This is a genomic window from Clostridium intestinale, assembly GCF_035905475.1.
GTDB lineage: Bacteria > Bacillota > Clostridia > Clostridiales > Clostridiaceae > Clostridium_T > Clostridium_T intestinale.
Genome location: NZ_CP121166.1, coordinates 3,546,459 through 3,572,773, shown reverse-complemented (window position 1 = coordinate 3,572,773; position 26,315 = coordinate 3,546,459). Strand labels below are relative to the sequence as shown.

General features: G+C 29.6%; 29 protein-coding genes and 1 other annotated feature. Of the genes, 16 read left to right on the top strand and 13 right to left on the bottom strand.

Annotation, left to right across the window (positions count from 1 at the left end; translation table 11 throughout):
• The first annotated feature begins 49 nt into the window (after positions 1-49).
• From P8F83_RS18230 to P8F83_RS18180, 11 genes are all read left to right on the top strand, one after another.
• Entirely contained in the window at positions 50-1,774 is a 1,725-nt protein-coding gene (locus P8F83_RS18230) for a DNA polymerase (RefSeq protein WP_326512187.1), read from the top strand.
• A 312-nt stretch (positions 1,775-2,086) separates the two neighbouring features.
• Positions 2,087-2,464: a hypothetical protein gene (locus tag P8F83_RS18225; protein ID WP_326512186.1), complete on the top strand. Its 378-nt coding sequence runs from the start codon at positions 2,087-2,089 to the stop codon at positions 2,462-2,464.
• A 219-nt stretch (positions 2,465-2,683) separates the two neighbouring features.
• Positions 2,684-2,824: a hypothetical protein gene (locus P8F83_RS18220; protein ID WP_326512185.1), complete on the top strand. Its 141-nt coding sequence runs from the start codon at positions 2,684-2,686 to the stop codon at positions 2,822-2,824.
• The gene (locus P8F83_RS18215; RefSeq protein ID WP_326512184.1) at positions 2,817-4,433 is read left to right on the top strand and encodes a recombinase family protein; all 1,617 of its coding nucleotides are present in this window, start codon (positions 2,817-2,819) and stop codon (positions 4,431-4,433) included. Before P8F83_RS18220 ends, P8F83_RS18215 begins: the two co-directional genes overlap by 8 nt.
• A 117-nt stretch (positions 4,434-4,550) precedes the next feature.
• Complete coding sequence (locus P8F83_RS18210) at positions 4,551-5,153, top strand: hypothetical protein (protein WP_326512183.1); 603 nt, start codon at positions 4,551-4,553, stop codon at positions 5,151-5,153.
• Between the two features lie 120 nt (positions 5,154-5,273).
• Positions 5,274-5,525, top strand: coding sequence for a hypothetical protein (locus P8F83_RS18205; RefSeq protein ID WP_326512182.1), 252 nt, complete (start codon positions 5,274-5,276; stop codon positions 5,523-5,525).
• A 171-nt stretch (positions 5,526-5,696) separates the two neighbouring features.
• Positions 5,697-6,731, top strand: a complete 1,035-nt coding sequence (locus P8F83_RS18200) for a hypothetical protein (RefSeq protein WP_326512181.1) — start codon at positions 5,697-5,699, stop codon at positions 6,729-6,731.
• Between the two features lie 41 nt (positions 6,732-6,772).
• Positions 6,773-7,318: a hypothetical protein gene (locus tag P8F83_RS18195; protein ID WP_326512180.1), complete on the top strand. Its 546-nt coding sequence runs from the start codon at positions 6,773-6,775 to the stop codon at positions 7,316-7,318.
• Positions 7,319-7,380: 62 nt separating this feature from the next.
• Positions 7,381-7,914: a hypothetical protein gene (locus P8F83_RS18190; RefSeq protein ID WP_326512179.1), complete on the top strand. Its 534-nt coding sequence runs from the start codon at positions 7,381-7,383 to the stop codon at positions 7,912-7,914.
• A 696-nt stretch (positions 7,915-8,610) separates the two neighbouring features.
• Positions 8,611-9,360, top strand: a complete 750-nt coding sequence (arr, locus tag P8F83_RS18185) for an NAD(+)--rifampin ADP-ribosyltransferase (protein WP_326512178.1) — start codon at positions 8,611-8,613, stop codon at positions 9,358-9,360.
• Between the two features lie 101 nt (positions 9,361-9,461).
• Positions 9,462-9,710, top strand: a complete 249-nt coding sequence (locus P8F83_RS18180; protein ID WP_326512177.1) for a hypothetical protein — start codon at positions 9,462-9,464, stop codon at positions 9,708-9,710.
• 268 nt (positions 9,711-9,978) lie between these two features.
• Here the strand turns inward: P8F83_RS18180 and P8F83_RS18175 are convergent, their stop codons facing one another.
• The 7 genes from P8F83_RS18175 to P8F83_RS18145 form a co-directional block, all read right to left on the bottom strand.
• Positions 9,979-10,614, bottom strand: coding sequence for a phage replisome organizer N-terminal domain-containing protein (locus P8F83_RS18175; RefSeq protein ID WP_326512176.1), 636 nt, complete (start codon positions 10,612-10,614; stop codon positions 9,979-9,981).
• 259 nt (positions 10,615-10,873) lie between these two features.
• Positions 10,874-12,859 carry a methyl-accepting chemotaxis protein gene (locus P8F83_RS18170; protein WP_326512175.1) on the bottom strand — a complete coding sequence of 662 codons (1,986 nt, stop codon included), beginning with the start codon at positions 12,857-12,859 and terminating at the stop codon, positions 10,874-10,876.
• A 235-nt stretch (positions 12,860-13,094) separates the two neighbouring features.
• Positions 13,095-14,330 (bottom strand): L-lactate MFS transporter, encoded by a 1,236-nt coding sequence (locus P8F83_RS18165; RefSeq protein ID WP_326512174.1) that lies wholly within the window; start codon positions 14,328-14,330, stop codon positions 13,095-13,097.
• Positions 14,331-14,595: 265 nt separating this feature from the next.
• Positions 14,596-15,144 (bottom strand): PadR family transcriptional regulator, encoded by a 549-nt coding sequence (locus P8F83_RS18160; RefSeq protein ID WP_326512173.1) that lies wholly within the window; start codon positions 15,142-15,144, stop codon positions 14,596-14,598.
• Between the two features lie 280 nt (positions 15,145-15,424).
• Complete coding sequence (locus tag P8F83_RS18155) at positions 15,425-16,573, bottom strand: hypothetical protein (RefSeq protein WP_326512172.1); 1,149 nt, start codon at positions 16,571-16,573, stop codon at positions 15,425-15,427.
• Positions 16,566-16,862, bottom strand: a complete 297-nt coding sequence (locus P8F83_RS18150; RefSeq protein WP_326512171.1) for an RNA polymerase sigma factor — start codon at positions 16,860-16,862, stop codon at positions 16,566-16,568. Before P8F83_RS18150 ends, P8F83_RS18155 begins: the two co-directional genes overlap by 8 nt.
• Positions 16,849-17,046, bottom strand: a complete 198-nt coding sequence (locus P8F83_RS18145; RefSeq protein ID WP_326512170.1) for an RNA polymerase sigma factor — start codon at positions 17,044-17,046, stop codon at positions 16,849-16,851. Before P8F83_RS18145 ends, P8F83_RS18150 begins: the two co-directional genes overlap by 14 nt.
• A 312-nt stretch (positions 17,047-17,358) precedes the next feature.
• On the opposite strand from P8F83_RS18145, the gene P8F83_RS18140 reads away from it, so the two are divergent.
• The 4 genes from P8F83_RS18140 (at position 17,359) to P8F83_RS18125 (ending at position 20,765) form a co-directional block, all read left to right on the top strand.
• Complete coding sequence (locus P8F83_RS18140) at positions 17,359-17,976, top strand: DUF1062 domain-containing protein (protein WP_326512169.1); 618 nt, start codon at positions 17,359-17,361, stop codon at positions 17,974-17,976.
• 212 nt (positions 17,977-18,188) lie between these two features.
• The gene (locus P8F83_RS18135) at positions 18,189-18,464 is read left to right on the top strand and encodes a CD3324 family protein (protein ID WP_326512168.1); all 276 of its coding nucleotides are present in this window, start codon (positions 18,189-18,191) and stop codon (positions 18,462-18,464) included.
• A gap of 141 nt (positions 18,465-18,605) precedes the next feature.
• Positions 18,606-18,812: a binding site (T-box leader), on the top strand.
• A 69-nt stretch (positions 18,813-18,881) separates the two neighbouring features.
• Positions 18,882-20,159, top strand: coding sequence for a serine--tRNA ligase (gene serS, locus P8F83_RS18130; protein ID WP_326512167.1), 1,278 nt, complete (start codon positions 18,882-18,884; stop codon positions 20,157-20,159).
• A 123-nt stretch (positions 20,160-20,282) separates the two neighbouring features.
• The gene (locus P8F83_RS18125) at positions 20,283-20,765 is read left to right on the top strand and encodes an Hsp20/alpha crystallin family protein (protein ID WP_073021150.1); all 483 of its coding nucleotides are present in this window, start codon (positions 20,283-20,285) and stop codon (positions 20,763-20,765) included.
• Positions 20,766-20,846: 81 nt separating this feature from the next.
• Here P8F83_RS18125 and P8F83_RS18120 read toward each other — a convergent pair whose 3' ends face one another.
• Positions 20,847-21,230, bottom strand: coding sequence for a helix-turn-helix domain-containing protein (locus tag P8F83_RS18120; protein ID WP_181601928.1), 384 nt, complete (start codon positions 21,228-21,230; stop codon positions 20,847-20,849).
• Between the two features lie 154 nt (positions 21,231-21,384).
• On the opposite strand from P8F83_RS18120, the gene P8F83_RS18115 reads away from it, so the two are divergent.
• Positions 21,385-21,546, top strand: coding sequence for an aspartyl-phosphate phosphatase Spo0E family protein (locus tag P8F83_RS18115; protein ID WP_326512166.1), 162 nt, complete (start codon positions 21,385-21,387; stop codon positions 21,544-21,546).
• Positions 21,547-21,610: 64 nt separating this feature from the next.
• On the opposite strand, the gene P8F83_RS18110 is transcribed toward P8F83_RS18115, so the two are convergent.
• The 5 genes from P8F83_RS18110 to P8F83_RS18090 all read right to left on the bottom strand — a co-directional run bounded on the left by P8F83_RS18110 (position 21,611) and on the right by P8F83_RS18090 (position 26,315).
• Complete coding sequence (locus P8F83_RS18110; RefSeq protein WP_326512165.1) at positions 21,611-22,354, bottom strand: ABC transporter permease; 744 nt, start codon at positions 22,352-22,354, stop codon at positions 21,611-21,613.
• Positions 22,351-23,106 (bottom strand): ABC transporter ATP-binding protein, encoded by a 756-nt coding sequence (locus tag P8F83_RS18105; RefSeq protein WP_326512164.1) that lies wholly within the window; start codon positions 23,104-23,106, stop codon positions 22,351-22,353. Before P8F83_RS18105 ends, P8F83_RS18110 begins: the two co-directional genes overlap by 4 nt.
• Positions 23,107-23,125: 19 nt before the next feature.
• Positions 23,126-24,076, bottom strand: a complete 951-nt coding sequence (locus P8F83_RS18100) for an ABC transporter substrate-binding protein (protein ID WP_286908943.1) — start codon at positions 24,074-24,076, stop codon at positions 23,126-23,128.
• Between the two features lie 19 nt (positions 24,077-24,095).
• Positions 24,096-24,965 carry a UbiA-like polyprenyltransferase gene (locus P8F83_RS18095; RefSeq protein ID WP_326512163.1) on the bottom strand — a complete coding sequence of 290 codons (870 nt, stop codon included), beginning with the start codon at positions 24,963-24,965 and terminating at the stop codon, positions 24,096-24,098.
• An 81-nt stretch (positions 24,966-25,046) separates the two neighbouring features.
• Positions 25,047-26,315: an aspartate aminotransferase family protein gene (locus tag P8F83_RS18090; RefSeq protein ID WP_326512162.1), complete on the bottom strand. Its 1,269-nt coding sequence runs from the start codon at positions 26,313-26,315 to the stop codon at positions 25,047-25,049.

The following is a 26,315-nucleotide window of genomic DNA, read 5'->3' as shown; positions in this document are numbered from 1 at the left end:
GGTAGACAAGCCTCGCTGTATATTATTAGTTACAGAGGAGATGGGAGAATTGGTTAAATATAATTATATTATAAATGATGAAGAATTAGTAAGAGCTATAGAAGATATTAGAAATGCAAAAGTCATTGGTTTAGATATAGAAACAACTGGATTAAATCCTAAGAAATATAAAATACGTTTAGTTCAGATAGCACCAGAGAATAAGAATGTAATAATCATAGATTGGTTTAAAATATCTAGTCACGGAAAAAACATAATAAAAACATTTTTAGAAGGCGATGTGATTAAGGTACTTCATAATTCAAAATTTGATTATAAATTCCTTATTACTGAAAGTATTGATATTTCCAATAACTTATATGATACGATGCTTGCAGCTCAGGTAATTGATTCAGGCATTGGATCTACCAACTTCAAATTAGAAAATGTTGTGTTCCACTATACTGGAATTGAAATGAGAAAAGAACAACAGAAAAGTAATTGGAGCAAAGAAATATTATCTAAGGAACAGCTAGAATATTCTGCTTATGATGCCTATATATTATTATCCTTGAGAGAAGAGATTAATAAGCAGCTTAAATCTGATAATCTCACTTATATTGCAAGTATAGAATTTTCAACAGTTCCAGCTGTTGCACAAATAGAGTTAAATGGTATTTACGTTGATACAATCAAGCTTAGAGAGGTTCAAAGTAAGTTTTTAGAAGAGAAAAAGCAGTTAGAAAAAGAAATTAGATTGTACCTACCTAATACCGACATTAATATTAATAGTCCAAAGCAATTAAAGGGGGCACTAGAGGGCATAAATATTTATGTTAATAGTACCTCAAAAGAAGTATTAATACCTCTTAGTAATAAATATCCTGTAATTGCTATAATTCTTGAATATAAAAAACTAGATAAACTTCTACAATTTATTGAAAAGATATTACTAAATGTCAGTGAAGATAATAGATTGTATTCTAACTACTTTCAATGCATTACAAAAACAGGGAGATTTTCTTGTTCTGATTTTAATTTACAACAGATACCTCATGATTACAGAATAAGAGAGTGCTTTTCTGCACCAAATGAGAAGGTTTTAGTTATTGCAGATTACTCACAAGTTGAACTTAGGATAGCAGGAGAGATAGCTGATGATTATAGAATTATTAAAGCCTATACTGATGGACAAGACCTTCATAGTTTAACAGCTTCACTTATAAATAATAAAAAATCTAGTGAAATTTCAAAAGATGACAGGCAGGCTGCTAAAGCTCTAAATTTTGGATTACTTTACGGAATGGGAAGTGAAAGATTTAAGGAGTATGCCATGAATAACTATGGTGTAGAAATGAGTTTAGAGGAAGCAAATGAATTTAGAAACAAATTTTTCACTTATTACTCAGGTCTTAAGAAGTGGCATATGGTTAATTCAGTAAAAGTAAAAGGAACTAGTGAAAGTGCAATATCAGAAGCAAGAACTCTAGCAAATAGAAGAAGATTGTGGAATGGAAAACCTTCCTTTACTGAATTTACTAACTTTCCAGTACAGGGAACAGGAGCAGATATATTAAAAATAGCACTTTCAGTACTTCCTAAAGCATTAAAAGATACTTCTGCAAAATTAGTAGCAACAGTACATGATGAAATCATTATTGAAGCTGAAAAGGCTGATGCTGAAAAGGTAAAGATGATACTTAAAACTGTAATGGAAAAGGCAGGTAGTTTAATTCTTAAAAGAATTCCTATAATTTCAGAAGCTAAAATCGCTGAAAATTGGTCTGAAAAATAAATTTGGAATTTAGGTTAAATTTCGGAGTAATGCACTTAGATAAAATCTAGTTAACATAAGATATTTCCGAAAAATATTCCGAAATTGAAAATATTAATAATAAATTAAGAGATTTATTTTTAATTAAGATGATGAAAATGAAAAAATATGAGATTTAGATATATAAAAATTCATTTTCGGAGTTTTTCCGGAGAAGTATTGAGTTTACTTAATTAATATGCTCAAGGTATATCGGAAAATAATCACGAGAATGATGAGATAACTGGTTTAGGGTTCTGGAGGAACAATTTATAAAAAAATGGAGGGAAGAAGATGAAGAAGAATTTTTCAACTTATAAAAATGAGATGAGACAAATTAGAAGAAATGAAGGTAGTCTGCTACTCAACTATATTATTAAATTTACAGACACATGTCATAGATGGGAAGGTAATTTAGATAAATTAATTATTATACTTGCTAGATATAGGAAGTCATTAGAAGGAGATTATAACCATGTGGGAAGTTTTGGTAGTGAGTGTATATTTCAAACAGAGTTAAATAAGATTAGGCTCAATTTGAATTTAAGAGGTATTCAGGTTTTCACATCTAGAAAACATGGTAAAACTCATATAGAGATTGATAAGAACTTGGAAAATGATTTTTCAGGAGATTACTTTTGTAATGAATATATGTATCAGATATTCAATTAATTTTAAGAACTTCAAAAGCTTCTTACTGAGGCTTTTGAAGAGATTTTAGGGTACTAAATTATGCTAATAAATATATATTATTAATTTGAACTAATGATAATGGAGGGGTTTCAATGAGAAATGAAAATATAAGGTATAAATTAATTATAGATTTAATTTCCAACATAGTTAAAAAGTATATTGATGATAAAGAAAAAGTAACAAAGGAGGATGAAAAATATGAATAAAGCACTAGTTTATTTGAAATTTTCTACAAAGGATTTTGATGAAAAAGACCTCAGCATTAAGGACTTAGAGGATACAGTTAAGGTGATTATTTGTAGAGAAAAACCTCCAGTAAGGAGGGGGAATGATGAATAAAAAAAGAATAGTTGCCTATCTAAGAGTATCCACGGCAGAACAAGCCGAGGAAGGATACAGTATTGATGCGCAGGAAAATGCAATTAGACAGAAGTGTGAACAGGAAGGAGGTGAGTTAGTTGCTATTTATGCTGATAAAGGCATTAGCGGTAAATCAATGAACAATAGACTTCAATTGCAGCAGATGCTTAAGGATGCTAAAAGCAATAAATTTGATGAAGTGTGGGTTTGGAAGACAAATCGTATGGCTCGTAATCAATATGATTTACTTACAATAGTAAAAAGACTTGAAAAGTATGATGTTGCATTTCGAAGTTGCTCCGAAGCTTTTGAAACTTCTACTCCAGCAGGAAAACTAATGATGAATGTTTTAGCATCCATTGGGGAATTTGAAAGAGAAACAATAGTAGATAACGTAAAAATGGGAATGAAGCAAAGAGCAAAAACTGGAAAATGGAATGGTGGGATTATACTTGGTTATAGAACTGTAACTGTTAATGAGAAAGATACAAGATTAGAAATAGTGCAAGAAGAAGCAACTACAGTAAAAAAGATATTTGAGCTGTATTCTTCTGGTAAAGGATTAAAAGCAATAACTAATCAAATAAATCATGAAGGATACAAAACTAAAAAAGGTAATATGTTTACTACTGGTGGAGTTAAAGACATTCTAATGAATCCTACTTATATTGGTAAGATAAGATATAATGTTAGGGAAAATTGGGGTGAAAAAAGAAGAAAAGGAATAAATAAGAATCCAATAATTGTAGATGGAGAGCATGAAGCTATAATTCCAGTAGACCTTTGGGAAAAGGTTCAAGAGATGTACAAGCTCAAATCTGGTAAACCAAAGAAAGCCTTTGAAAGCGACTATATTTTGACTGGTTTAATGAAATGTCCTGTTTGTGGAGCTTCTATGGTAGCGTCAAGGACTAGGAAAAAACGTAAAGATGGAACCTACTTAGTTACTAGATACTATGTCTGTGGCAATTGGAGAAGCAAAGGTACTGCAGCTTGCCATTCCAATGGGGTTAGAGCTGACTATGCAGAGGAGTATGTAGTATCAAGGATTAAGGAAGTAGTATTTAATGAAAATATACTCAAGGATATTGTTAAGAACTTAAATAAAGATAGAAAAGATACAATAAAGCCACTAGAAAGAGAGTTGGAGCAACTAACTAAGAGCCTAAAAGAACTTGAAAACAGGAAAAACAGAGTCTTTGAGCTATACGAAGATGGCACAATAGATAAGCAAACACTAGCACAAAGAATAGAAAATATGACGAAAGAAATAGATGTCAAATCCAAGCGTAGAATAAAGATACAAAAAGAATTAGAAAGTAATAATTCTGTAAACATACCGTACGAAGTTGTAAAGGATACATTAAGTAATTTCCACAAATTATTAGAAGTCTCCGCTACAGAGGATAAAAAAACTTTACTACAATTAATTATAAGTAAGATAACTATAAAGAACAAAAAAGATATAGCCAGCATAGAGTTACACTTTGATGAAAAGACACAGAAATATTTTATAAATAATGAAGAGGGAGAATCTCCAGATGATGGGGGTTCTCCCTCTTTTATTTTGTTTACTATTAAGATATAAATCGTAATTATTCGTAAGGAATATTGACGAATGATTACGGTTTACAAATGCGACTTTATCGCTTATAATTTATTTATAACCGTTACGAATCGTAACGAGATTTTAGGAGGTAAAGTTATGAATATATTTCAAATTAAAACACAGCCACATGGAACAGAGAGAATTGATTTGTTCATTAAACAAGATTTTGTTTGCATTGGGTATCCTGGAATAGGCGATTTGACAAATGTTGATAAAGACGAAATAAGAGATAGATTGAACAAGAAATACAAATGGACTGGAAGTCAGTTGGGAAACCATTTAGGGACTGTTAATGTCTTTGTAAATAGTATGAAAAAAGATGATATTGTTCTTATAAATGAAAATGAGTGGGTTCATATTGGTAAACTTGATGATTATAAATATGATGATAATTTTGAAGCAGAAGGAATGTGCCATAGAAGAAGTGTAGTCTGGCTTGGTAAAGTTAAAAGAGATAATCTAAATGAATATGTTAGAGAATTACTTAGGAATAGAAGTATTGTTACTAAGTTCAAACATCCAGCAGATATAGCTGAACTAGATAAAGCTTTAGCAAACAATCCAACTCAAGGTACTAATATAAATCTTGATGAAGAGATACTTACTAGAGCAATACAGGTACTAAATGATGCACTTCAATCAGAGAATGAGGAAATCAGAGTAAAGGCAGCAGTAGGATTGCTACAGTACTCAAAATAAATTATCGGAAACGTTTTAGGGGGGAAAGAACAGTTAATTACTAAGTTACCTCATGAAAAAGATTTTAACACATGGCGGAAAAGAATTACCGATAATTATTATAACATTATTGTTGATGAATTGAATAAAAGAATAGATAGTAATGAAGTGCATACTGCTGGATGGATACCAGGACATGATTGGACTGGAACTGTTTTTGAACCAATATACTATGCCTGTGGTAGAAGTATAGATATAGCCGCTCAAATTTTCGGGTTAATAGTTTTTAAGGTTTTCATGGATAGAGATGATTATTGGAGCTGTGGAAGATATGAGAAAGATGGAAAACCTATTAGGAGCATGACGTATTTCAGATTAAATAATATACCTTAAATTAACTATAACTATAATGGTTCATGCTGATAATAAAGAAGGAGAATCCTCAAGAAGATGGGGCTTCTTCTTTTATTTTGATTACGATAAAGATATAATGCCAAATAAAGCCTAATAATTTTAAATTATGGTATAATTTTAATAAATGAATGAGCTATGTGAGGTTTAGTTATGAAAATAGAGATGTGTGAATCCTTGGTAAAAAGCTGGTTAAAACATATTGAAGAATGTAATGTAACTGAATTAAATTACAAACCAAGTAATCTATGGGGAACATATGATGAGGAAACCATTAGTGAACTATTTGAAAAAGTAAGAGTAGAGTTCACTAATAATGGGATAGGAATTTTTAAAAATAATAGTAGTTGGAATCAATTAATTAAACAAGCTGAAATAGATGTATTAGGAGTAAAACTATTAGGTAATGAAGTACAAGATTATTATTTAGTAGAAGTAGCATTCCATGAAGGTGGGGTTAATTATGGTAATAAAGAAATTACTATAGCAAATATTCTAAAGAAAATAATAAGAGCTATTTTTATTTTGTACTGTAAATTTGGTTCAAAAAAAGGAAAGATTATTTTTACAGCACCTAAAATGAGCTATCTTAGTGAAATAGATGCTGGAATAATAAAATTAAGAGAAATTATTAATGAAACAATAAAAGATAATAATTATGAAATAAAAATAATAGCCAATGATGATTTTAAAGATGGAATACTTAATAAAGTGCTTGTTAACTCTAATGTAATTGCAGATACATCGGAATTATTTCTAAGGAGTTATCAGTTACTAAACATGTTTGAAACTACATTGAATGATATAAAAGATATAAAAATTCAGTCGCAGAAAAGAGGTAATTATAGAACAAGAGATTTGATTAGTGATGAAGCTTTAGATAACGAACATAAAGTGGCATATTATTTAAGCAGGTTTGAACATGATTTATTATTTCCAGAGTTAAATCAGACAGATGCGTTCATAAGAATTAGTGAAATATTACAAATAAAAGATGCTACTCTAAGGCAAAAAAGAGATAGATTTGACCCATTCTGTAATTCGATTAAAACAAGAGGAAATAAAAGAAAAGGATATTGGCAATATGAAAGCTTACCAGATGATATGCAGAGAATATACGATAAATATATTAATATAAGTGAAGAAGAACTGAGAAATGAGATTAAGATGATATTAAAGATAGAATAAACGGTTATATTTTTATATTTAATACATTTGGAGGAGTTAAAATGGATGCTATAAAGATTAACGAAGCGATGAAAAAAGTCAAACCAGGGCTTGAAAAGTATTTAAATATAATGAATATTGTAAATGAAGTAGATGTATCAAAAGATGAGAACTTTCAAAAGGCTTTTAATGGTTTTTACAGGATACGTCAAAGAAGCAGTATCTTCTATGAAAAATACTATTCATTTATGGAAAGTTATAAGAGCAGAGATATTTCGTTCGATAAGACATTGTTATATTTTTATAGTGAATTGGGGCGAGTTGAAGCTTCATTTTCAAGTAAATTAGTTGCAACAATTAATCCTAATTTACCAATATGGGATTCTGTAGTATTAAAAAATTTAAATCTAAGTCAACCACATTATTATAGTAAGAATAGAATTCAGGAAATTATTAATTTGTATGATAAAATAAATCAATGGTATCAAAAATTTATATTAACAGATGAAGGGAAAGAAATAATCTCGATTTTTGATAAAAATTATCCAGATACACCTATTACTGAAGTAAAAAAGATTGATTTTGTTTTATGGCAAATAAGGGAATAAAATTAATGAATTCATGCAATGTATTTCTAATATTTTCTTGTGAACTGAAAGGATAATCCTATATGGATGAATTAATAAGAAAAAGCATTTCAGAAATAATAAAAAATCATACTCAGTTGGTTTCAATTGCCATAAGACAACGGGCTAAATTTGAAGGATGGTTAAAATTTGAACTTGCTGACCATCTCCAAAAACTTGGAATGTCTAATGTAGAAGTTGAATCAAACTATGTCGATAGTAATGATAGAGCTGATTTAGGATTTGCTTATAATGGTATTCGTTATGATGTAGAATTAAAAACTCCTAATGCTAATTGGCGTATAGAAGGAATTGAGAATAAAGGGAGACCTATTACTAAAAATATTACTTCAATTATTATTGATACAAAGAAGCTTGAAAAGTGTGTAGGAAATGGGATAATAGCATTTGTATTGTTTCCTGTTCCAGTTGGTGATAATAGGTGGATAGAATATTTAAGTAGAATATCCAATGAAATAGGTAAAGAATTAACAGAAGAAGAGAATTGCAGTAGAGTTAAAGTTCCTGTAGACAATAGTAATAGCTGTGAGGTAATTATTTGTTGTTTTAATATTTAGATTTGTAAAAGTTTGGTTTTAAGGAGAGGTATTATGACTATTGAAGACTTATGAGAAAGAATGTGAAGGACAAATGTTTCAGCAAATTAGAGGTGGTGAATTTTCGTATAAAGTAAAAGGAAATCTGATAACACTAAGTAGGACAAACCGTTCGATATCAAAAGCTGCATTTAATGAAGCATTAAAGGAAGTGCCTTTGAATATACAGTACCATTACAAAATCTTCAAGCACCACCATATTTATATGCAATTCTAATGGATAAACGAATAAGAAGAAATGATTGGTAAAAGCTAATTCTAGGATAATAGCTTTAAAAAAAAGTATACGTTATACCCGTTACGGAGAACCGTACCATAAGTGAGAGTCCAAATTTTATATTTGGTATCTCGAACTTACTCAGCGAACGCATGTGAGTCGAGTTTCCGTATAAACAAGTGAGGTTTTTACTAAAATTGGATAATTAATTAGAGATAAATAGGAACTAGATTAGTTTAAGTATCTAGAGAAATAATGTTTATTACATTATGAGTTAATTTATGTAAAATAAACATAAAAAAGAGAGACTACTCGTATTTATTTAAATACATCTCCCTAATTTAATTATAGTACATATAAAATGAAAATATAAGTCTATATTTATTATTATATATATATTAAGATAATGTAACTATAGTAATAAGAAAAGAGGATACTAAATGAGCAATAAATTTAATCCGAAAAATAAAATTATAAGACTATGCATGTTGGGAATGGGGATGGAAAACCAAGGTAAATCTGAAGAAGCGAGTGAGTTATTTATTCAAGCTTGGAATGAAGCAGTAAATGACTTTGAAAGATTTATTGCAGCTTATCATATAGCTAAATACGAAAAAGATATTCTAGATAGATTAAAATGGATGGAAACATCTTTAAAGTATGCAATAGAATCAAATGATGATAGTGTTAAGAGTGCTTTTCCAGCAGTATATTTAAGTATCTCAAAATGCTATGAAGAATTAGGTGATTCTAATAAGGCAAAAACAAACTATGAATTATCAAATTCATATAATACTGAACCTTATGATAAAGGACCTTTTTACCACGGGACTCGAGCAGATTTGCAGACTGGTGATTTGCTTGTAGCAGGCAGAAACTCAAATTATAATGATGAACTTAAGATGAATCATATTTATTTCACATCCAATCTTAATGGGGCTGGACTTGCTGCTGCATTAGCAAAAGGAGTAGGTAGAGAACGTGTTTATATTGTAGAACCAACAGGACCATTTGAAAATGATCCGAATGTAACTGATAAGAAATTCCCAGGAAACTTGACATGTTCTTATCGTTCGAAAGCTCCTTTAAGAATTGTAGGTGAAAAAGTTGACTATATGAAACAGACAGATGAAGAACTTAGCAAATGGCGTGAAAAACTAGCTAACAATAAGGGGGAAATTATTAATTAAAGGTATAGTTAATAATTTTTAAGTAAAATACTTTTAGGTTAAGTGATTGCATAATTGAATAAATTTAAGAGATATAATAGAATTCATTTATTATATATCCTTTGACACGACATAAGAAACTGAGTTTAGTAGAAAATATTGTTGATTTCATAGTTCAGCCGGGTGTATTACAGGTAGCTGACTCGTTAAATGACATGTCAATTTACTATTTGGTTGAGTTGGAACAAAATCAATTGCTTGTCAATGTGACAAAAGAGTTTATAGAGAGTAGAGAATTAAACTGTAAGTTCACAGAAAAGAAAATAGCAATTGGAAGTAACATATTTAAAAAGACTAATTATACAATATAGCAACAAAAGAATGAATCAGCAAATTTGTTTTAGTGATACCAATAAAAAATCCTCATTTGTACTTTAAGTGATACCATAAAAAAGCACAAGTTTTGGCCTTAACTATAGAATTTACTTGGTTAAGGCTATTTTTGTGTAAAAAAATGTATCACAAGTAATGCTTTAATTATAAAGCGTTCTATAAAAAGGAAAATATTTTTAGTATAAGATAAATATAAAATTAAGATGGTAAAAGAAAATTATTTTTAATCAGATGTACTGTCTCCTTTTATTCAAAACTCCACTTTGAAACCATGCTATCATCCTTATCTAAAGGTATATATACATCGCTAAAATTACTTATATCACCATCTATAAACCCTTCATCTGTATCAATAATATCTATTACGGTATCTTTCTTTTTTCTAGTTTTCTTTTTGTTTTTCATAGTATCAAATAATAGTTGCGTATCTTTAAGGGTACTATTTCCTTTAATATTATTATCTTTTGTATCAAGAATTTCAGGGGTTAAGTTTTCACTTAACGTTGGATTATCCTTAACCTCAAATTCTTTATTCTTAGATATTTCTTTTTCTTTCACCTTGATATTTTGATGTTTAGCAAAGTTTCTCACCTTATAAACATTATCTAAAGTAAGTTCAAGCATTTCTAATTCTATAAATATATCTAAGGCTAATTTAATTTGAGTAATATCTCTATTAAACTCTATTGAGAAAGTCTCCATAGTATATGGAATACTCTTAGAAAGATATAGCTCCCCCTCCAAATTAACCTTGCCTGCTAACAGCAAAATTCTGCTCCAGATATAATAAATAACATCTCTTTCAGGCTTCATATCAATTATTTTTAATTTAGTATCCTCATACATATCGACTCTTAATTTTACATATTTTCTCTCTTTCATGTGTTTCACCCTCCTAATATTTTTGTAAAATTCAGCATTCCTTGTCTTTGCACTATGACTTAAGATAGAAGAAATACTTACAGTTAATATATATACAATAATTGAAATAATTAGCGGGTATTATAGTATTTTTTTTAAAAATTAAAAAACTTTTAAACTCAATCAATAATTTTTCAACCTCCATACTGGATTAAGTATTGACTCTATAGAAAAAGGACGTCTTACTCAAAGTAAATCGTCCTTTTCTATAAATAGTAATTTAAACTTTAAATCTATTTACTTCCTCTATCATTTTATTAGTCATGTTACTAAGATCTTGAGCGGAGGAGGCTACTTCTTCTATAGAGGCATTAAGCTCCTCAGAGGATGCTGAGATTTCCTCAGATGACCCTGAAATTTCTTCAGAAATTGATGATAATGTGTTTATTCTACTTAGAATAATATCCTTATCGTTATCTATATTATCAGCTGAACTTTTAACCATTTCTATTTTAGGAATTACCTCATCCACAGCTTGTATTATTCGCTTAAAGGAAACTATAGTATTGTCAATAATTCCAGCTTGACTAATCATCTCACCATCCATTGTTACAGCTTCTTGTACTATAATAGCTGTATTATTAGATATTACATTTATTAAATTACTAATATTCTCTGATGAAGTCTTTGATTGTTCAGCGAGTTTTCTTATTTCTTCTGAAACCACCGTGAAGCCTCTGCCTGCCTCACCAGCTCTAGCTGCCTCAATAGCTGCATTTAATGCTAATAAATTTGTTTGTTCAGCAACACTATTAATCATATTTGTAATCTCGTTTATATCTTTTCCTAGATCCATTATTTTTGAATTAAATGCCTTAAATGAATTACTTATATTTTTTACAGATTGATTTAATCCATTCATTTCAGTACTACTATCATTAGCCATTATACTTATTTCTCTAGAATTTGAGTCTACAACTTTTATCTCTCCAAGCATTTCTGATAACTTATTACCAAACTCAGTTAGAATTTCTGTCATTTGCATTAAATCTTGAGATTGAGTATTTATACCTTGAGCTATTTCAGATGTTGACTGTACAGAGCTTTCAGATACGCTTGCTATCTCTTCTGAAATGGCAGATAAGTTTTCCGATTGAGTATTGATATTTAGGGAATTGTTTTTAATTTTTTTAATCATCATTCTTAGAGAATCCTGCATTGATTTCATAGAATTAATCATAACCCCAATTTCATCTTTTGAATTCAAATACCTTGTAGGAATCTCAACAGATAAGTTTCCGTCTGATAACAATCTCAGGTGGCTTGAAGCTGATTTTATTCCTTTAGCTAAAGAACTAGAGATTATGTAAATTATGATAAATGCAATTATAATAAATATTATAGACGTTAGTATAACTAAAGTTTTTAAACTATTTAATTCTGATAATATTTCATTTTGAGTTACTGTAATTCCTACGGACCAATCAGTTCCGCCTACTGGGGCATACCCAACATATTTTTCTTCCCCGCCATATTCATACTCACCTAGACCAGCTTCTTTTGCAAGCATTTTTCTTTGTACATCAGCTAAGGCTTGAAAATCAGAATTTTCTTTTGACTCTTCTATGATGTTTGACATTTGTATAACTAAATCTCTATTACTATTTGCAATAGAGGTTCCATCTTTGTTTAGCATAAATGCGGTACCTGTTTTACCAACTTTTACTTCATCGGTCATATCACTTAAATAATTACCATCTCTAGCTTGAACAAGTACTCCTACAACTTTATTATTATCTTTAATTGGAACTGCATATACAACGATTACCATACCGTATGTTTTGCTAACTATTGGGTCGGATACACTAGCTTTGCCTTCTAGTGCTTGTTTAAAATATGATCTCTCACTAAAGTTTGATTTTGACCCATCAGTAAGAATGGAATTTCCATTAATATCAACAATACCCATACTAATACTTCCAATTCTTTTAGACTCATCTGTAAGAATTGATACTTTATTCTCTATTGAATTGTTCGGATCTTTTATATCTAGTCTTGCAGCAATAGCTTCTAGTGTATTTAATTCTCCTTGAAGCTTACTTTGAATATTACTAGCTGTTTGTTCAGCAATTCTAGGCATAGTGTTATTTAAGTTAGATTTTAGAGCATTTGATGAGTTAATGAAAGAAATTATACCTAATCCTATACACACAACACAAACTAATGATCCGAATAATACCATTAATTTTGATTTTAAACTTTTCATAATATCTCCTTTTTAGATATATGTATTTAAAGATGGTTATCCATCTTTAGTTATAATTTATAATCTGCTTTTATCTGTAAAATTTACATTATATAAGTATATTCGACTGATAATAAGAGAAACTTTAACAAATTTGTTAATATAATTATAAAAGAGCTAATAAAACCACTTTCGAAGTCTTATTAGCTCTTTTTCATACTAAGATAATCTAACCTTAAAATATTGATGTAACAACTTATGCTGCAAGTTTTTTATTTGCTGATTTTTTTTCTATTTTTATAAATAATGTTGTTAATGCTATACCTACTAAGCTAAGTACTAATGCTATATAAAATGCATTTGTGAAGCTACCATTATTTGCACCAGCAACTTGAACTGCTATTTTAGGTCCGAAAAATGCTGCTGCTGAGTATCCTATAAATGTGATTCCATAATTCACTCCATAATATTTCATACCAAATTTTTCAGCTACTATTGAAGGGAAAATACCTAAGGTTCCACCAAAGCACAAACCTATTCCTATTAATCCAATAGCAAATCCAACTACAGAGTGTGTTGTAGCAAGAACTAACAACATAGCAGCTACAACAGTATATATACAAATTAAAGCATTGTAACGACCAAGCTTATCGGAAACAGCTCCCCAGAATATACGTCCCATACAGTTACTTAATGAGTATAGACTTACATATAATGCTGCTACCGCTGCTGATAATCCAAACATTGTTTGTCCAATAATTGAAGCATTAGATGTTATCATCATTCCTGATAAAGCTCCAATTGTAAACATAGATGCAATTATATAGAATTTTGAAGTTTTTATCATATCTATCCAATTAATATTTACATTTGATCCATTAGCTGAACTAGTAGTTGGTGGATTCCAGCCTTCTGGCTTATAGCCTGCTGGGGTAGCCGTTATAAGTAGACCAAAAACTACTGTAATCACCATATACGCTATTCCCATGATTTTAAATGTTGATAAAACTCCGCTATTTTGAATTAAGTTGTTAGCTATTGGAGCGGCTAGAATTGTAGCTCCACCAAAACCTGCTGTAACTATACCAGTCGCTAATCCCTTCTTATCTGGGAATAGTTTAACAGTATTACCTATAGTACCTGAATATGCTATACCTTGTCCTAAACCTCCAAGTACTCCATATGCTAAGTATAGATGTATAGGTTCTTTCACAAAACCTGTTAGCATAAATCCTAAACCAAACAGTGCTCCACCACCTATAATAGATAGTTTTGCTAACCCTCTGTCTAATAGTTTTCCACCTAAAATCATTGGAATTGGTGATATTGCTGCGTTTATAGTAAAAGCTGTCATTACCACCGCCTTAGACCATCCAAACTTTTCACCAAGTGGTCCTGCAAGTACACTAAAAGCATAAACTGCACCTACACATAAGTTTACCATTACAGATGCTAAAAGAACTAAATTACGATTAATCTTTTTATCTACCATTACTAATCATTCTCCCTTTTTTATGTATATTTTTGTAATTTTATTTGCTCTATAATTATATTTTTAACAAATATTTTTGTATATATTTCTCATAAATAGTAATATATAAAACAAGAGACTATAAATACATAGAAATTTTATATATGTCACTATTTACATGTATAAAATATCATATATTTTAATCTAAATCAATATATTTTTGTTAAAAAAAAAACAATTAGTTAAAAACTAATTGCTTTATAAAAATGATATTAATTTAAATGATTTATTTCATAAATTGTAAGGAGTCTTCTAACCATTCACAGTATCTATTTTCACGTTTTAGAGCATTGGTTAAAACTAAGTAATTTCCAAACTCTTTTGATTCATATGTAATTTCATCACCTATAACTACTTTTAGTTTTTCAAACTCCTCTTCTAAAAAAGATAACCTGTTTTTATGTTTTTCTAACTCATTTAAAAATTGTTCTCTAGCCTCATCTTTGGGTATAGATGAAATAAAATAAGCCTTTAACATAAACTCATCTTTTAAAGTAATAAATTCTTGCTCTAGTGTACTTAACCATTTATTTAACTCTTTTTTCCCCGCATTAGTAATTGAATAAACTTTCTTTTCTAATTTTTCCCCTTGTATTTCTATTTTGAATTCTATTAGGCCTTCATCTGTTAATTTTTTTAATTCTGGATATATCTGACTATGCTTTGCGCTCCAAAAGTGTCTAATTTCTTTATCTTTAAATTCAGTCATAATATCATAACCGCTCATTTCGCCTCTATCCAGTAGACCTAAAATAGCGTGTTTAAGAACTCTCATATTAATCCTCCATTACTTTAACAATTATTTTCATATTTGATTATCTAGAAATAATTTTTATATTTTTATAGCAATATAAAGGTGTTACTGTTTTGGTAACACCTTTATCAAATTCGAATCTTTAGTTTAGTATTTCTCATATTGTAAACAGTAAAATTATTACTTGTATATTATATCACATAAATAATTATTATGATGTTTTTAATAAAGTTATTTGATTATTAATATGGTTAAGGATATCTCCCAAATGATCTTTTACACTTTGATCAAATGCTTAAATTCACCAGATAACTATATTCTGAACTCCAACCCAGTGAATAAAAGAACTATCTTTAAGTTTTAATAGATCTTTACTGTCAGCAGATATATACATACCAGCATATTCAGCACCATTATCTTCAGATTCTTTAATTAAGTCGTCAATATTAATATTTTCAAACATATCCTGATAGTACATAGACCTCAGAAGGCTTAGATTGTTCTTTATAAGATATAGATTTCCTATAAGAGATTCTTTATGGGCTTCATTATCCATATTTTCATATTGAGTTTGTTCTCCTCTGTTATTCTCTAGTTGTTTTGCATTCTTATTGTCATATGGAAAGACTGTTGTACATAGAAAATAAGAAGGATTTGCTAATACAAAGTTTGAGTTAAATACAGCTATAGGTGTGATATCAAAAGATGACATAGCGGCATCTGTAGAGTCAAGCTTATCTACAAAAGTTTCTTTTATTTCTTCAGCGGTTAAGGGTTTATTAAATTGTATAAATATTTTTGCTTTAGTTCCTTGAGGAGCATTTTCAAGTACATTAAAACCTGCTTTTGGATTAGATTCATGATCAAAAAAAGGAGTAAATTCTTGAAATATTAGTTGAGGTGTCGTTGTTTCTTTTGATTTAGAAGGCTCACCAAAACTGTATTTTACCTTTAGATTCATTTCATCTATTTTAGTGTTTCTAATAGTATTTTCAAGAGAGATATCGATATTTTGTTGAGCAAAAAGTGATGAACTAACTCCGCTACGATTTGATTTATATTGAGGTTGAAACATTCCTGCAAATTGAACTATAATCTCTCTTTTTACATATAATTCCTTATAGTCTAATCCAAACAAAGATGTAATTATTTTAGATGAAGTAAAATATAGAAATATAAAAAATAAAAAAACACAAATAGATGAAATTGCGGTTATTAGTATAATTCGTAGATTTATTTTACGTTTTAATACCTTGTCAAATTTATTTTCTTGTACATTACTTGTTGGTAGCTGCTGTTTCAGTTCTTCAAAGAAATCATTCTCATCATTATTAAGATAATCTGATATAGCAATGAATTTATCAATAGAGGATTCTATTTCAGAAACTTCTTCTTTATTTAATTTTCCTTCTTTATATAACTTGAGTTTTTCTTGGAATTCGTTATCCATCAATTTCCCTCCTTAATTCTCTAAGTGTTTTTCTAGCTCTGTAGATTAAATTAGTAACTGCAGAAACGCTTATATCTAAAATTTCTGATGCTTGATGATAAGATAACTCGTTTATTAGACATAACAGCACTACCTGTCGTTGATTCTCTGGAAGTTGTTTTATTAATATAAAAGCAGAGTTTATACTTTCCTTAAGCATTAACTTATCTGTAAAATCTTGTACGTTTATTTCATTTAAAAAATTATCTTCATGAAAACTTAATCTACTATTTTTTTTAACATAGTCCATGAGCTACTGTGAGAAGCCAGGATTTTATGCTTTCATTTGAAATTTGAAGAATACTTAAAGCTTTAACGAAAGACTCTTGAGTCAAGTCTTCTGCTGTTTGGTGGCTATAGGTAAGTCCATAAAGGTATCTATATACATAAGGAAAATATTCTTTATAAATTTTAATAAATGAGTCCCCTTTCAAGCAGTCACCTCCATACTTTTTTAAAGTCTGTCATTATATATACGATTAAATTGGAAAAATATCGTGCTATTTTATAAGAATATTATATAAAATAATCAAATGAAAGAACTACACTAACCTCATTTTTATTTATGAAATAAGAATGAGGTTTTATGAATTAATTAGGATTGATAAAATATAAGTATATAAAATATTGGAGGCGATTTTTATGACTACGGAGATTTTTAATGCATAGCAAAGGCTAGTGCATTATTAAAAAATAATAAAGTAGCCTTTGCTAATCCTAAGATTTTAATAATTAGGAGGAGCGATATGAGCTATTTAAATAAATATAGGTGGGAACTAATACCTGAAAGTTTACCTAAGGTGAAAAGAATTTGTTCTAAATGTAATGAAAAATCACATTACATTAATAGTGGGAAATTTAGAGTGAATGCAAACAAGAATAATATAGATGTTTGGATGATTTATCAATGTGATAAGTGTAAATCAACTTGGAATATGACTATACATGAGAGAGTAAAATCTCATAAAATTAATAGAAATGAGTATGAGAAATTTCTTGTGAATGATGAGAATTTAATAAAAGAGTACGGATTTAATTTAAGCGTATATAGTAAAAATAAAGTTGAAGTTATTTTAGAAGATTTGAAATATAAGTTAGTATCACAGAAAATAGGAATAAATTATAAAATGGAATCTGAACTTATTATTGAAATAGAATGTAGATATCCTATAGATGTGAGAGTAGATAGACTATTAAGTGAGAAGCTTGGATTATCTAGAAGTAAAATAAAGAGTAAGGAGAAACTTGGACAACTTTATATTAAAGGTAATGAAAATCCTTCAGCTACCAAAATAAAGAATGGAATGGAGATACGTATTTGGATTGAAGAAGAGGTTATGAAAGCCTTACATCATATAGTATAGAAGTTTGAATCATTTTGTTAGACAAAATATTGAATAAAACATTATAATTGTATATATAAGGTAAAATATAAAACATTGAAAGGGGCATAGTTTGTTTATGAGAAAATATGTTATATATGCATAGCAAAGGCTACTGCATAAAAATCAAATAATAAATAGTTTTAGCCTTTGCTCAATCCTAAAGAAACAAATTATATTTAGGAGGGCATATAATGAGCTATGCAAATGCTAAGGATATTTTTCCTGATGAAATATTAGAGTTAATTCAAAAGTATGTAGATGGGAAGTATATTTATATACCTAGAAAGGAAGAAAATAAAATTGCATGGGGAGAACTATCACAAAGTAAAAAAGAACTTTCAGATAGAAATACAAATATATACGAAGATTACTTAAGTGGAGAATCAATACAAAGTATTTCTGATAAATATTATTTGTCATATAAGACTATACAAAGAATTATCTTACAAAAAAAGAGTATTGGATAATTGAAGATGGGGCTGTAGCACTAAATAATTAGTGTTACAGAGCCATTTTTATCATATATGTAATTTTAACTATTTAATGAATAAAAATCTTGAAGAACTGAATAAATGCATATATAATTAGTACATAATAGTTATATATGGAAAACAGTGATTATAAAAGCTACGATTTATAAATTTCTTAAGAGAGCCGATGGTTGGTGTGAATCGGTGAAAGGTTAAATCTTTCCACTTTTGGAGCTGTCGGTGATGAATCGAAAGGTTTGTACTCTTTATTGTACTATTGTCGAGTGGCTAGTTGATTTATAGACTAGCAAGTTGGGTGGCAACGCGGATATCTCCGTCCCAATATATATATTTTTATATATGGGATGGTTTTTTTTATTTCAATTTATATTAAATGTATCAGGAGGATAAAAAATGTTAGATTTAAAATTTGTTAGAGAAAATCCAGAGTTAGTTAAACAAAATATAAGGAATAAATTCCAAGATAACAAACTTCCATTAGTAGATGAGGTTATTGCGTTAGATGCAGAGCTTAGAGGGGCAAAGGTAATAGCCGATGGACTAAGAGCTGATAGAAATAAATTTTCTAAACAAATAGGTGGATTAATGGCTCAAGGAAAAAGAGATGAAGCCGAAGAAATGAAGAAAAAGGTTACTGAGCAATCTGAAAAGTTGGCTGAGTTAGAAGCAAAAGAGGCTGAACTAGAAGAAAAAGTAAGAAATATTATGCTAGTAATTCCAAATATAATTGATCCAAGTGTACCAATAGGTAAAGATGACAGTGAAAATGTTGAAGTTCAACGTTATGGTGATCCATTTGTTCCAGAGTTTGAGATTCCATATCACACAGAGATAATGGAAAAATTACAAGGAATAGATTTAGATAGTGCTAGAAAGGTAGCTGGAAATGGTTTCTACTATTTAATGGGTAACATTGCAAGACTACATTCAGCAATAATTTCTTATGCTAGAGACTTCATGATAGATAGGGGCTTCACATACTGTATTCCTCCATTTATGATTCGTAGTGAAGTTGTAACTGGAGTTATGAGTTTCGCAGAGATGGAAGCTATGATGTACAAGATAGAAGGAGAAGATCTATATTTAATCGGAACAAGTGAACATTCTATGATTGGAAAGTTCATAGATACTATATTGCCAGAAACTTCACTTCCACAAACTTTAACTAGTTATTCTCCTTGTTTTAGAAAAGAAAAAGGGGCTCATGGTATAGAGGAAAGGGGAGTATACAGAATTCATCAATTTGAAAAGCAAGAGATGATTGTTGTATGTAAACCAGAAGAAAGTATGGAATGGTACGATAAATTATGGAGAGATACTGTAGATTTATTCCGTTCTTTAGATATTCCAGTAAGAACATTAGAATGTTGTTCAGGTGATTTAGCAGATTTGAAAGTTAAGTCAGTTGACGTTGAAGCTTGGTCTCCTAGACAAAAGAAATACTTTGAAGTTGGAAGCTGCTCTAATTTAGGTGATGCACAAGCTCGTCGTTTAAAGATTCGTGTAGATGGAAAAGATGGTAAATATTTTGCACACACTTTAAATAATACAGTAGTGGCGCCTCCAAGAATGTTAATTGCATTTTTAGAGAATAACTTAAATGAAGATGGCTCTATAAATATTCCTGTAGCATTAAGACCGTATATGGGTAATAATGAAGTAATTAAATAGTATATATTAGCGCATTGAATTTATTTAATTCAATGCGCTATATTTATTTGGTAAAGCAGTGTCAAAAATAGGAAAATATTAATACTTATATAGTAAAAGTATATTTTAGAAAGGATGGCATATATGTTTAGAATGTTTCCTTTTATGCTTAACGGAATTAATATTTTCAGTGGTATGTTTACTGATACATTTTTTAATAATATGATTAATCAAGTCTTAGCGAGTAGTTTAGTTAATGAAAGACCAAGAGAGCAGGATTATAGTGTTGAGATGAAAGATCATGGAGATTATTATCTATTAAAAGGGTATTTACCAGGGGTTTCACCTAAAGATATAAGTATAGATTTTGAAAGGAATAGAGCTATTTTAACTATTAGAAGAAGACAAGTATATAGTAATGGATTGAACGTAATGATGAGTATAGTTGAGACTGGCGGTAATTTAATTAAAACTTTCAATATAGAAGAGATAGATAAAAGTAAGATAGGTGCAGCCTTTGATAGAAGCATACTTCTATTAACTTTACCTAAGAAAAAGATGATAAAAAAATATGAGGAAGAGGAAACTCCAATAATAGTAGATGTAGATAGTTATGAAGTTGAGTGAAATAAAAAAACCTCCTTTGCAAAGGAAATAGGGTGCATAGGAGGTTTTTTGTTAAAGATAATAAAAGGCTAGATTAAGCTATTATTTTATGTAAGGTAGTATTAATTTTATAATGTCCTCAATTAAATGTAGTTCTTTAGTGGAACATTTATTAATTAAGTCATATATTAAGTTTTTACTCTGTACAGAGTAATTCTCTAAATCTTCTCTTAAAATCGCATTAGCAGTATCAGTGTATTTATTTCCATATATCAAATAGTCGGTAGATATATGGAGACAGTTAGATATTTTAACTAAAGCGATAAGGCTCATCTGTCTTTCCCCACGTTCAAGTTGTCCAATATATAAGGGTGAAAAGTCAACAATCTCAGCAAATTTCTCTCTAGTCAGGCTTAATGCTTCTCGCTCAGTTCTTATTCTATGCCCGATGGCTTTATTATCTATATTTAGTAATTCATTCTTCAATTTAGTTCACTCCTCAAGATAACTCTATACATAAAAATTAATTAGATAAATAAGCAGAGAGCTATTATATTTTGTTTGCAAATAGCATAGTAGTTCAGTAAAATTATATATGTTAAATATTTACTGATAGTTAAGCTAAGGTGGAGGAGAGTTGATGATTAAAAGAGAAATAAGCGAATTAAGAGATGAATTACATTCGCTGATAAATGAAAATGCTGATTATAATGAAATATTAAAGACAAGCGTTGAACTAGACAAGTTAATAGCGGAATTTATTAATAATAAAGAGAAGAATAAAGATAAAGATGAGTTGTAGTACATATTTCCTGATCTATAATAAGAATAAGCATATTAAGCTTATTAATATGCTCATCTAATTATTAAGATTTCCATTTAAATAAACTTTCTTCAAGTATATCTATTAACATAAACAAAACAAATCCCAATAGACCAAGGATTATTATTCCTGTGTACATTTCCAAATAGCTAATTCTGCTCCATGCATCTAATATATAATAACCTATGCCATATTTGGTTCCATAACCTTCTGCAAAAAACAATATTGAGAGTGCTGTTCCTATAGATAGTCTTAAGGTTGTAAGTAGCTCTGGCAATATAGCTGGTAATGTTATGTGAGAAAATATTTGAAGTTTTGAGGCTCCAAGGCTTCGTATAGGATTATAGGTTTCATAGGGTATATTAAGAGCTGCATCTCTTACTGCTACAATAATTTGGAATACCAAAATAAGAACTATAATAATAATTTTTGATTTATCCCCTAATCCATATAATAGCATCACTATAGGAAGCAGAGCAGTTTTAGGGATAGGATAGGTGAAATAAACTAATGGATTTAAAATTTTATTCCACGTTTTAGAGTAAGCCATAAGTAATCCAATCAATGATCCTATAATTAAGGAAATTATAATTCCACTTGAAACCCTATAGAGACTTACTAAAACATGTTTATAAAGCTCTTGATTAGATAACTTGAACATATTTAAGTATACTTCAGTAGGGCGGGGAAGGATTTTCATATTAACTTTTAGTGAAAAAAGATACCATAACAAATTAAAGGTAATGAATCCTTGTATGAATACTAATAGTTTTTTTCTAATTTTCATATTTTCCAACCTCTTTTTATAATGCTTCTTAAGTATGAAGATAGTTTTAAATATCTTTCATCCTCTCGTAGGTTTTCTGTATTAAATAATGGATTATCAATAATTTCAACTATAGTTCCAGGACAATGAGACATTATAACTATCTTTTTCCCCATATATATAGCTTCTTCTATGTTATGAGTTATAAATAGGGTTGTAAGCTTATATTGATTCCATATGTTTATGAAAAGTTCTTGAGCTTCTTCACGAGTTAAAGCATCAAGTGCAGAGAACGGCTCGTCCATAAGTAATATATCTGGATTCATTATAAAAGCTCTTGCTATGGCAACTCTTTGTTTTTGACCACCACTTAATTCATTAGGATACCTATCTTTTAGCTCATTTATGCCTAGTTTAGTTTGAATAAGCTCTATTCTTTCAGTTAAAGAGGAGTCAACTTTTACTCCTTTTATTTTAAGAGCTAATAGGCAATTTTTCTGTACACTTTTCCAAGGCAGAAGTCCAAAATTTTGAGGAATAAGGCCTATATTATGAGTCTTTGGGTTTAGTGATTTATCATTCAAAAGAACATCCCCGGTAGAACTTTTAATGATACCACTAAGAACATTAAGTAGAGTGGATTTACCACAGCCAGAAGGGCCTATGATAGCATAGATATCCCCTTCTGCTATAGTCATATTTATAGGTCCTAATGCATTAATTATTTGATTATTTGATTTATAATTAACTGTAAGATTATTTATATTTAGCATAAGAGACCTCCATAGAAATTTATTTAACGCCTATATTATTTGTAACATCTTTAGGAGTTAAGTTTTTAGTAATTAAGTTATTATCCTTGCACCAATTTATAGCTTCTTGAACTTCTTCATCTTTAGGAAGCATATTTTTTCTAAAAGTAGGTAATTTAATTTTACCTTTCATATCTTCTGGATAACCAACTGTTTTTATAATTAAGTCTTCATATTCAGTAACAGATGTGCTATTTATATATTCAACAGCTTCATTATATGCCTTGTAGAAAGCTTGTATTTCACTAGATTTATCATCTATAGCTTTTTGAGTGAAAGCAGATACTGAAGGGTATGAAGCTAAGTTGCTAGCACTTCCTAATAGAATTCCACCACTATTTATTGCCATTGAAGAGAATGGTTCCGGAAGTAAAGCAGCATCTACATTACCATTATTAAGCATCTCAAGTCTAGTTGGTATAGCAGGAACTACTGATTTTTTTACATCTTTAGGATTCATAGAATTTTTCTCTAATATTTTATCTAGAGTGTATTCTATTGAAGTTTTTTCTGATATAGCTACACTTTTTTCTTTAAGATCGCTTAAGGACTTTATTCCAGATTTAGCTCCAGCTACAAGCATAAAATCACCATCTGTAATTCCAGTTATTTTAACATCAAAGTCAGCATTTTGATAAAGGGATATAGCTACTTCATCGCATATTACTCCATCTAAGCTTCCAGCTTGAAAAGCTGCATCTCTGTCTTTTGAGTTTTTGAAGGTTTCAATTGTTACATCAACACCTGCTTTTTCAAAAAGACCTTTTTCTTTTGCAATTACGAAAGGTACTGAGTCTATAGAACCCATCATTCCAAAAGTTAAACTTTGTTTTTCAGGCGTTTTAGTTTCTTCAGTTTTTGAACAAGCTGTAAGTGATAATAATACAGCTGCTGAGGTTAATATAGTTAATAGTTTTTTTAATTTAGTCATTTTATAATTCTCCTATTTTTTAAATTAATGCGTCAATAACGCCAAAGATTAAAAATACAATACTTATTAATTGATTTATGCTATAAGAAGCTAATTTAACATTTGATAAATTAGTTGGAGAAACCATTCTGTGTTCTAAAATAAATAAAACTGAAATGATTCCTATACCAATAAAGTATATTAAACCAAGTTGTGGACTTAATAATCCTACTATGATTAATATTACTAATGTTATAGCATGAAAAAAAGCTGCAATATGTAGGGCATTTTTAACTCCGAATTTTGCAGGAATTGAATTAATTCCATTAGCTGTATCGAAGTCATAATCTTGAGATCCATATATTATGTCAAAACCAGCAACCCATAATGTGTTAGCTGCTCCAATAAAAAGAGGAAGCCAAGATATTTTTCCTGTAACTGCAAGCCAAGCTCCAACAGGGGCAGCTGCTGAGGTTATGCCTAAAACCAAGTGGCAAGCCCAAGTAAAGCGTTTAGTGTATGAATATATAATTAATAAAAATAGTGCTATAGGTGAAAGCAATAAGCATAGAGGGTTTAACATATAGGCCCCTATAATCATTACTAAGAAACATATAGAAGAAAATAATATTACCTCTTTCTTTTTCATAAGTCCTTGAGGTAATTGTCTTGTAGCAGTACGAGGGTTCTTCTTGTCTATTTCAGCATCTATAACTCTATTAATAGCATTTGCACCAGTTCTAGCTCCCATGAAGGCTACTAATATCCAAAATATAACGTAAGGAGAAGGAAGTCCTTTACTTGCAAGCAACATGGATATTAATGCGAAGGATAGAGAGAATATTGTATGTGAAAACATAACTAATACTCCATAATCATGGGCTTTTTTTATAGCTTTATTAAGTACCATTTTAATGCTCCTTTCGGCAATTATGCTACGTAAATTTTCACAAATGAAAGTATAGCACAACTAAAGTATGAATGTAACTAGTTAATCAAATTTTTTGAGAATGTTTTTCAAAGCAAATAACATATTGTGTATATCTTCCTTTGTTATAATTAAAGGAGGCTGGAAGGCTATAACATCTCTATTTAAACCATTTTTCCCAATAAAGAATCCAGAATCCTTCATGTCCTCTAATATAATGTCTGTGATCTCTGCAGAAGTAAGGTTATTGCTTGATTGAGTTTGTATTCCTAGCATAAGACCTATACCTCTAATTTCTTTAATAACTGGAGAGGATAGCTCTTCTAATTTTGACTTTAAATAAGCACCTAGTTCCTCGGACTTTTTAACTAAGGAATTCTTCTCAATATAATTAAGAACACTTAAAGCAGTGTAAGCAGCCACTGGATTTCCTCCTAGAGTAGATGCTGAAGGTCTATCAAAAGACTTAGCTATCTCATCTGTAGTAGAAAATGTAGATATAGGAATACCATTACCTAGAGCTTTTGCAGTTACAATTATATCTGGAACTACGTTATAGTGTTCTATACAGAACATTTTTCCTGTTCTTCCATATCCAGTTTGAACTTCGTCAACAATTAGTAAAACATTATATTTTTCTAAAAGGCTTTTGACTTTAACTATATAATCAAAGGGATATAGAATTATGCCTCCGTTTCCTTGAAGTGGTTCAAGCATCATGGCAGCTATTTTATCTCCATTTTCCTTTAGAACTTCTTCCAATTGAGTTAAAGACTTTTCCATGGCTTCCTCATAACTTGTATCAGGAGAATAAGGTCTTTCTATAAAGAAGATATTCTCTTTAACTAGGTTATCATCTAATCTCCACATTGGTATTCCTGTGACACTTAAGGTTAAATGTGTTCTGCCGTGTAATCCTCCATTTAAAGCTATAAATCCATTTTTTTTAGTATGTAGTCTTGCTAAGGCCATAGCACCTTCATTAGCTTCTGAACCAGTAGCACAAAAGAAAGTTCTTTTAATATTTCCCGGGAATATCTCAGAAAGTTTTTCAGCTAGGTCTACCATAGGTTGAGTTAAATATAGCGTTGTTGTATGTTGAAGAGTATTTAACTGTTCTATTGTTGACTTAAGTATTTCTGGATTTGAATGACCACAATTCATAACCGATACACCAGAGAAAAAGTCAGTATATTTTTTATTATTTTCGTCAAATAAGTATTGCATGCTTCCAGCTGTTATTTGAGGTGGATTTTTATAAAAGTGTGCAGTAGCTGGGAAAAAGTATTCTTTTCTTTTTTCTAATATCTTTTGAGGTCCTATAAATGTCAT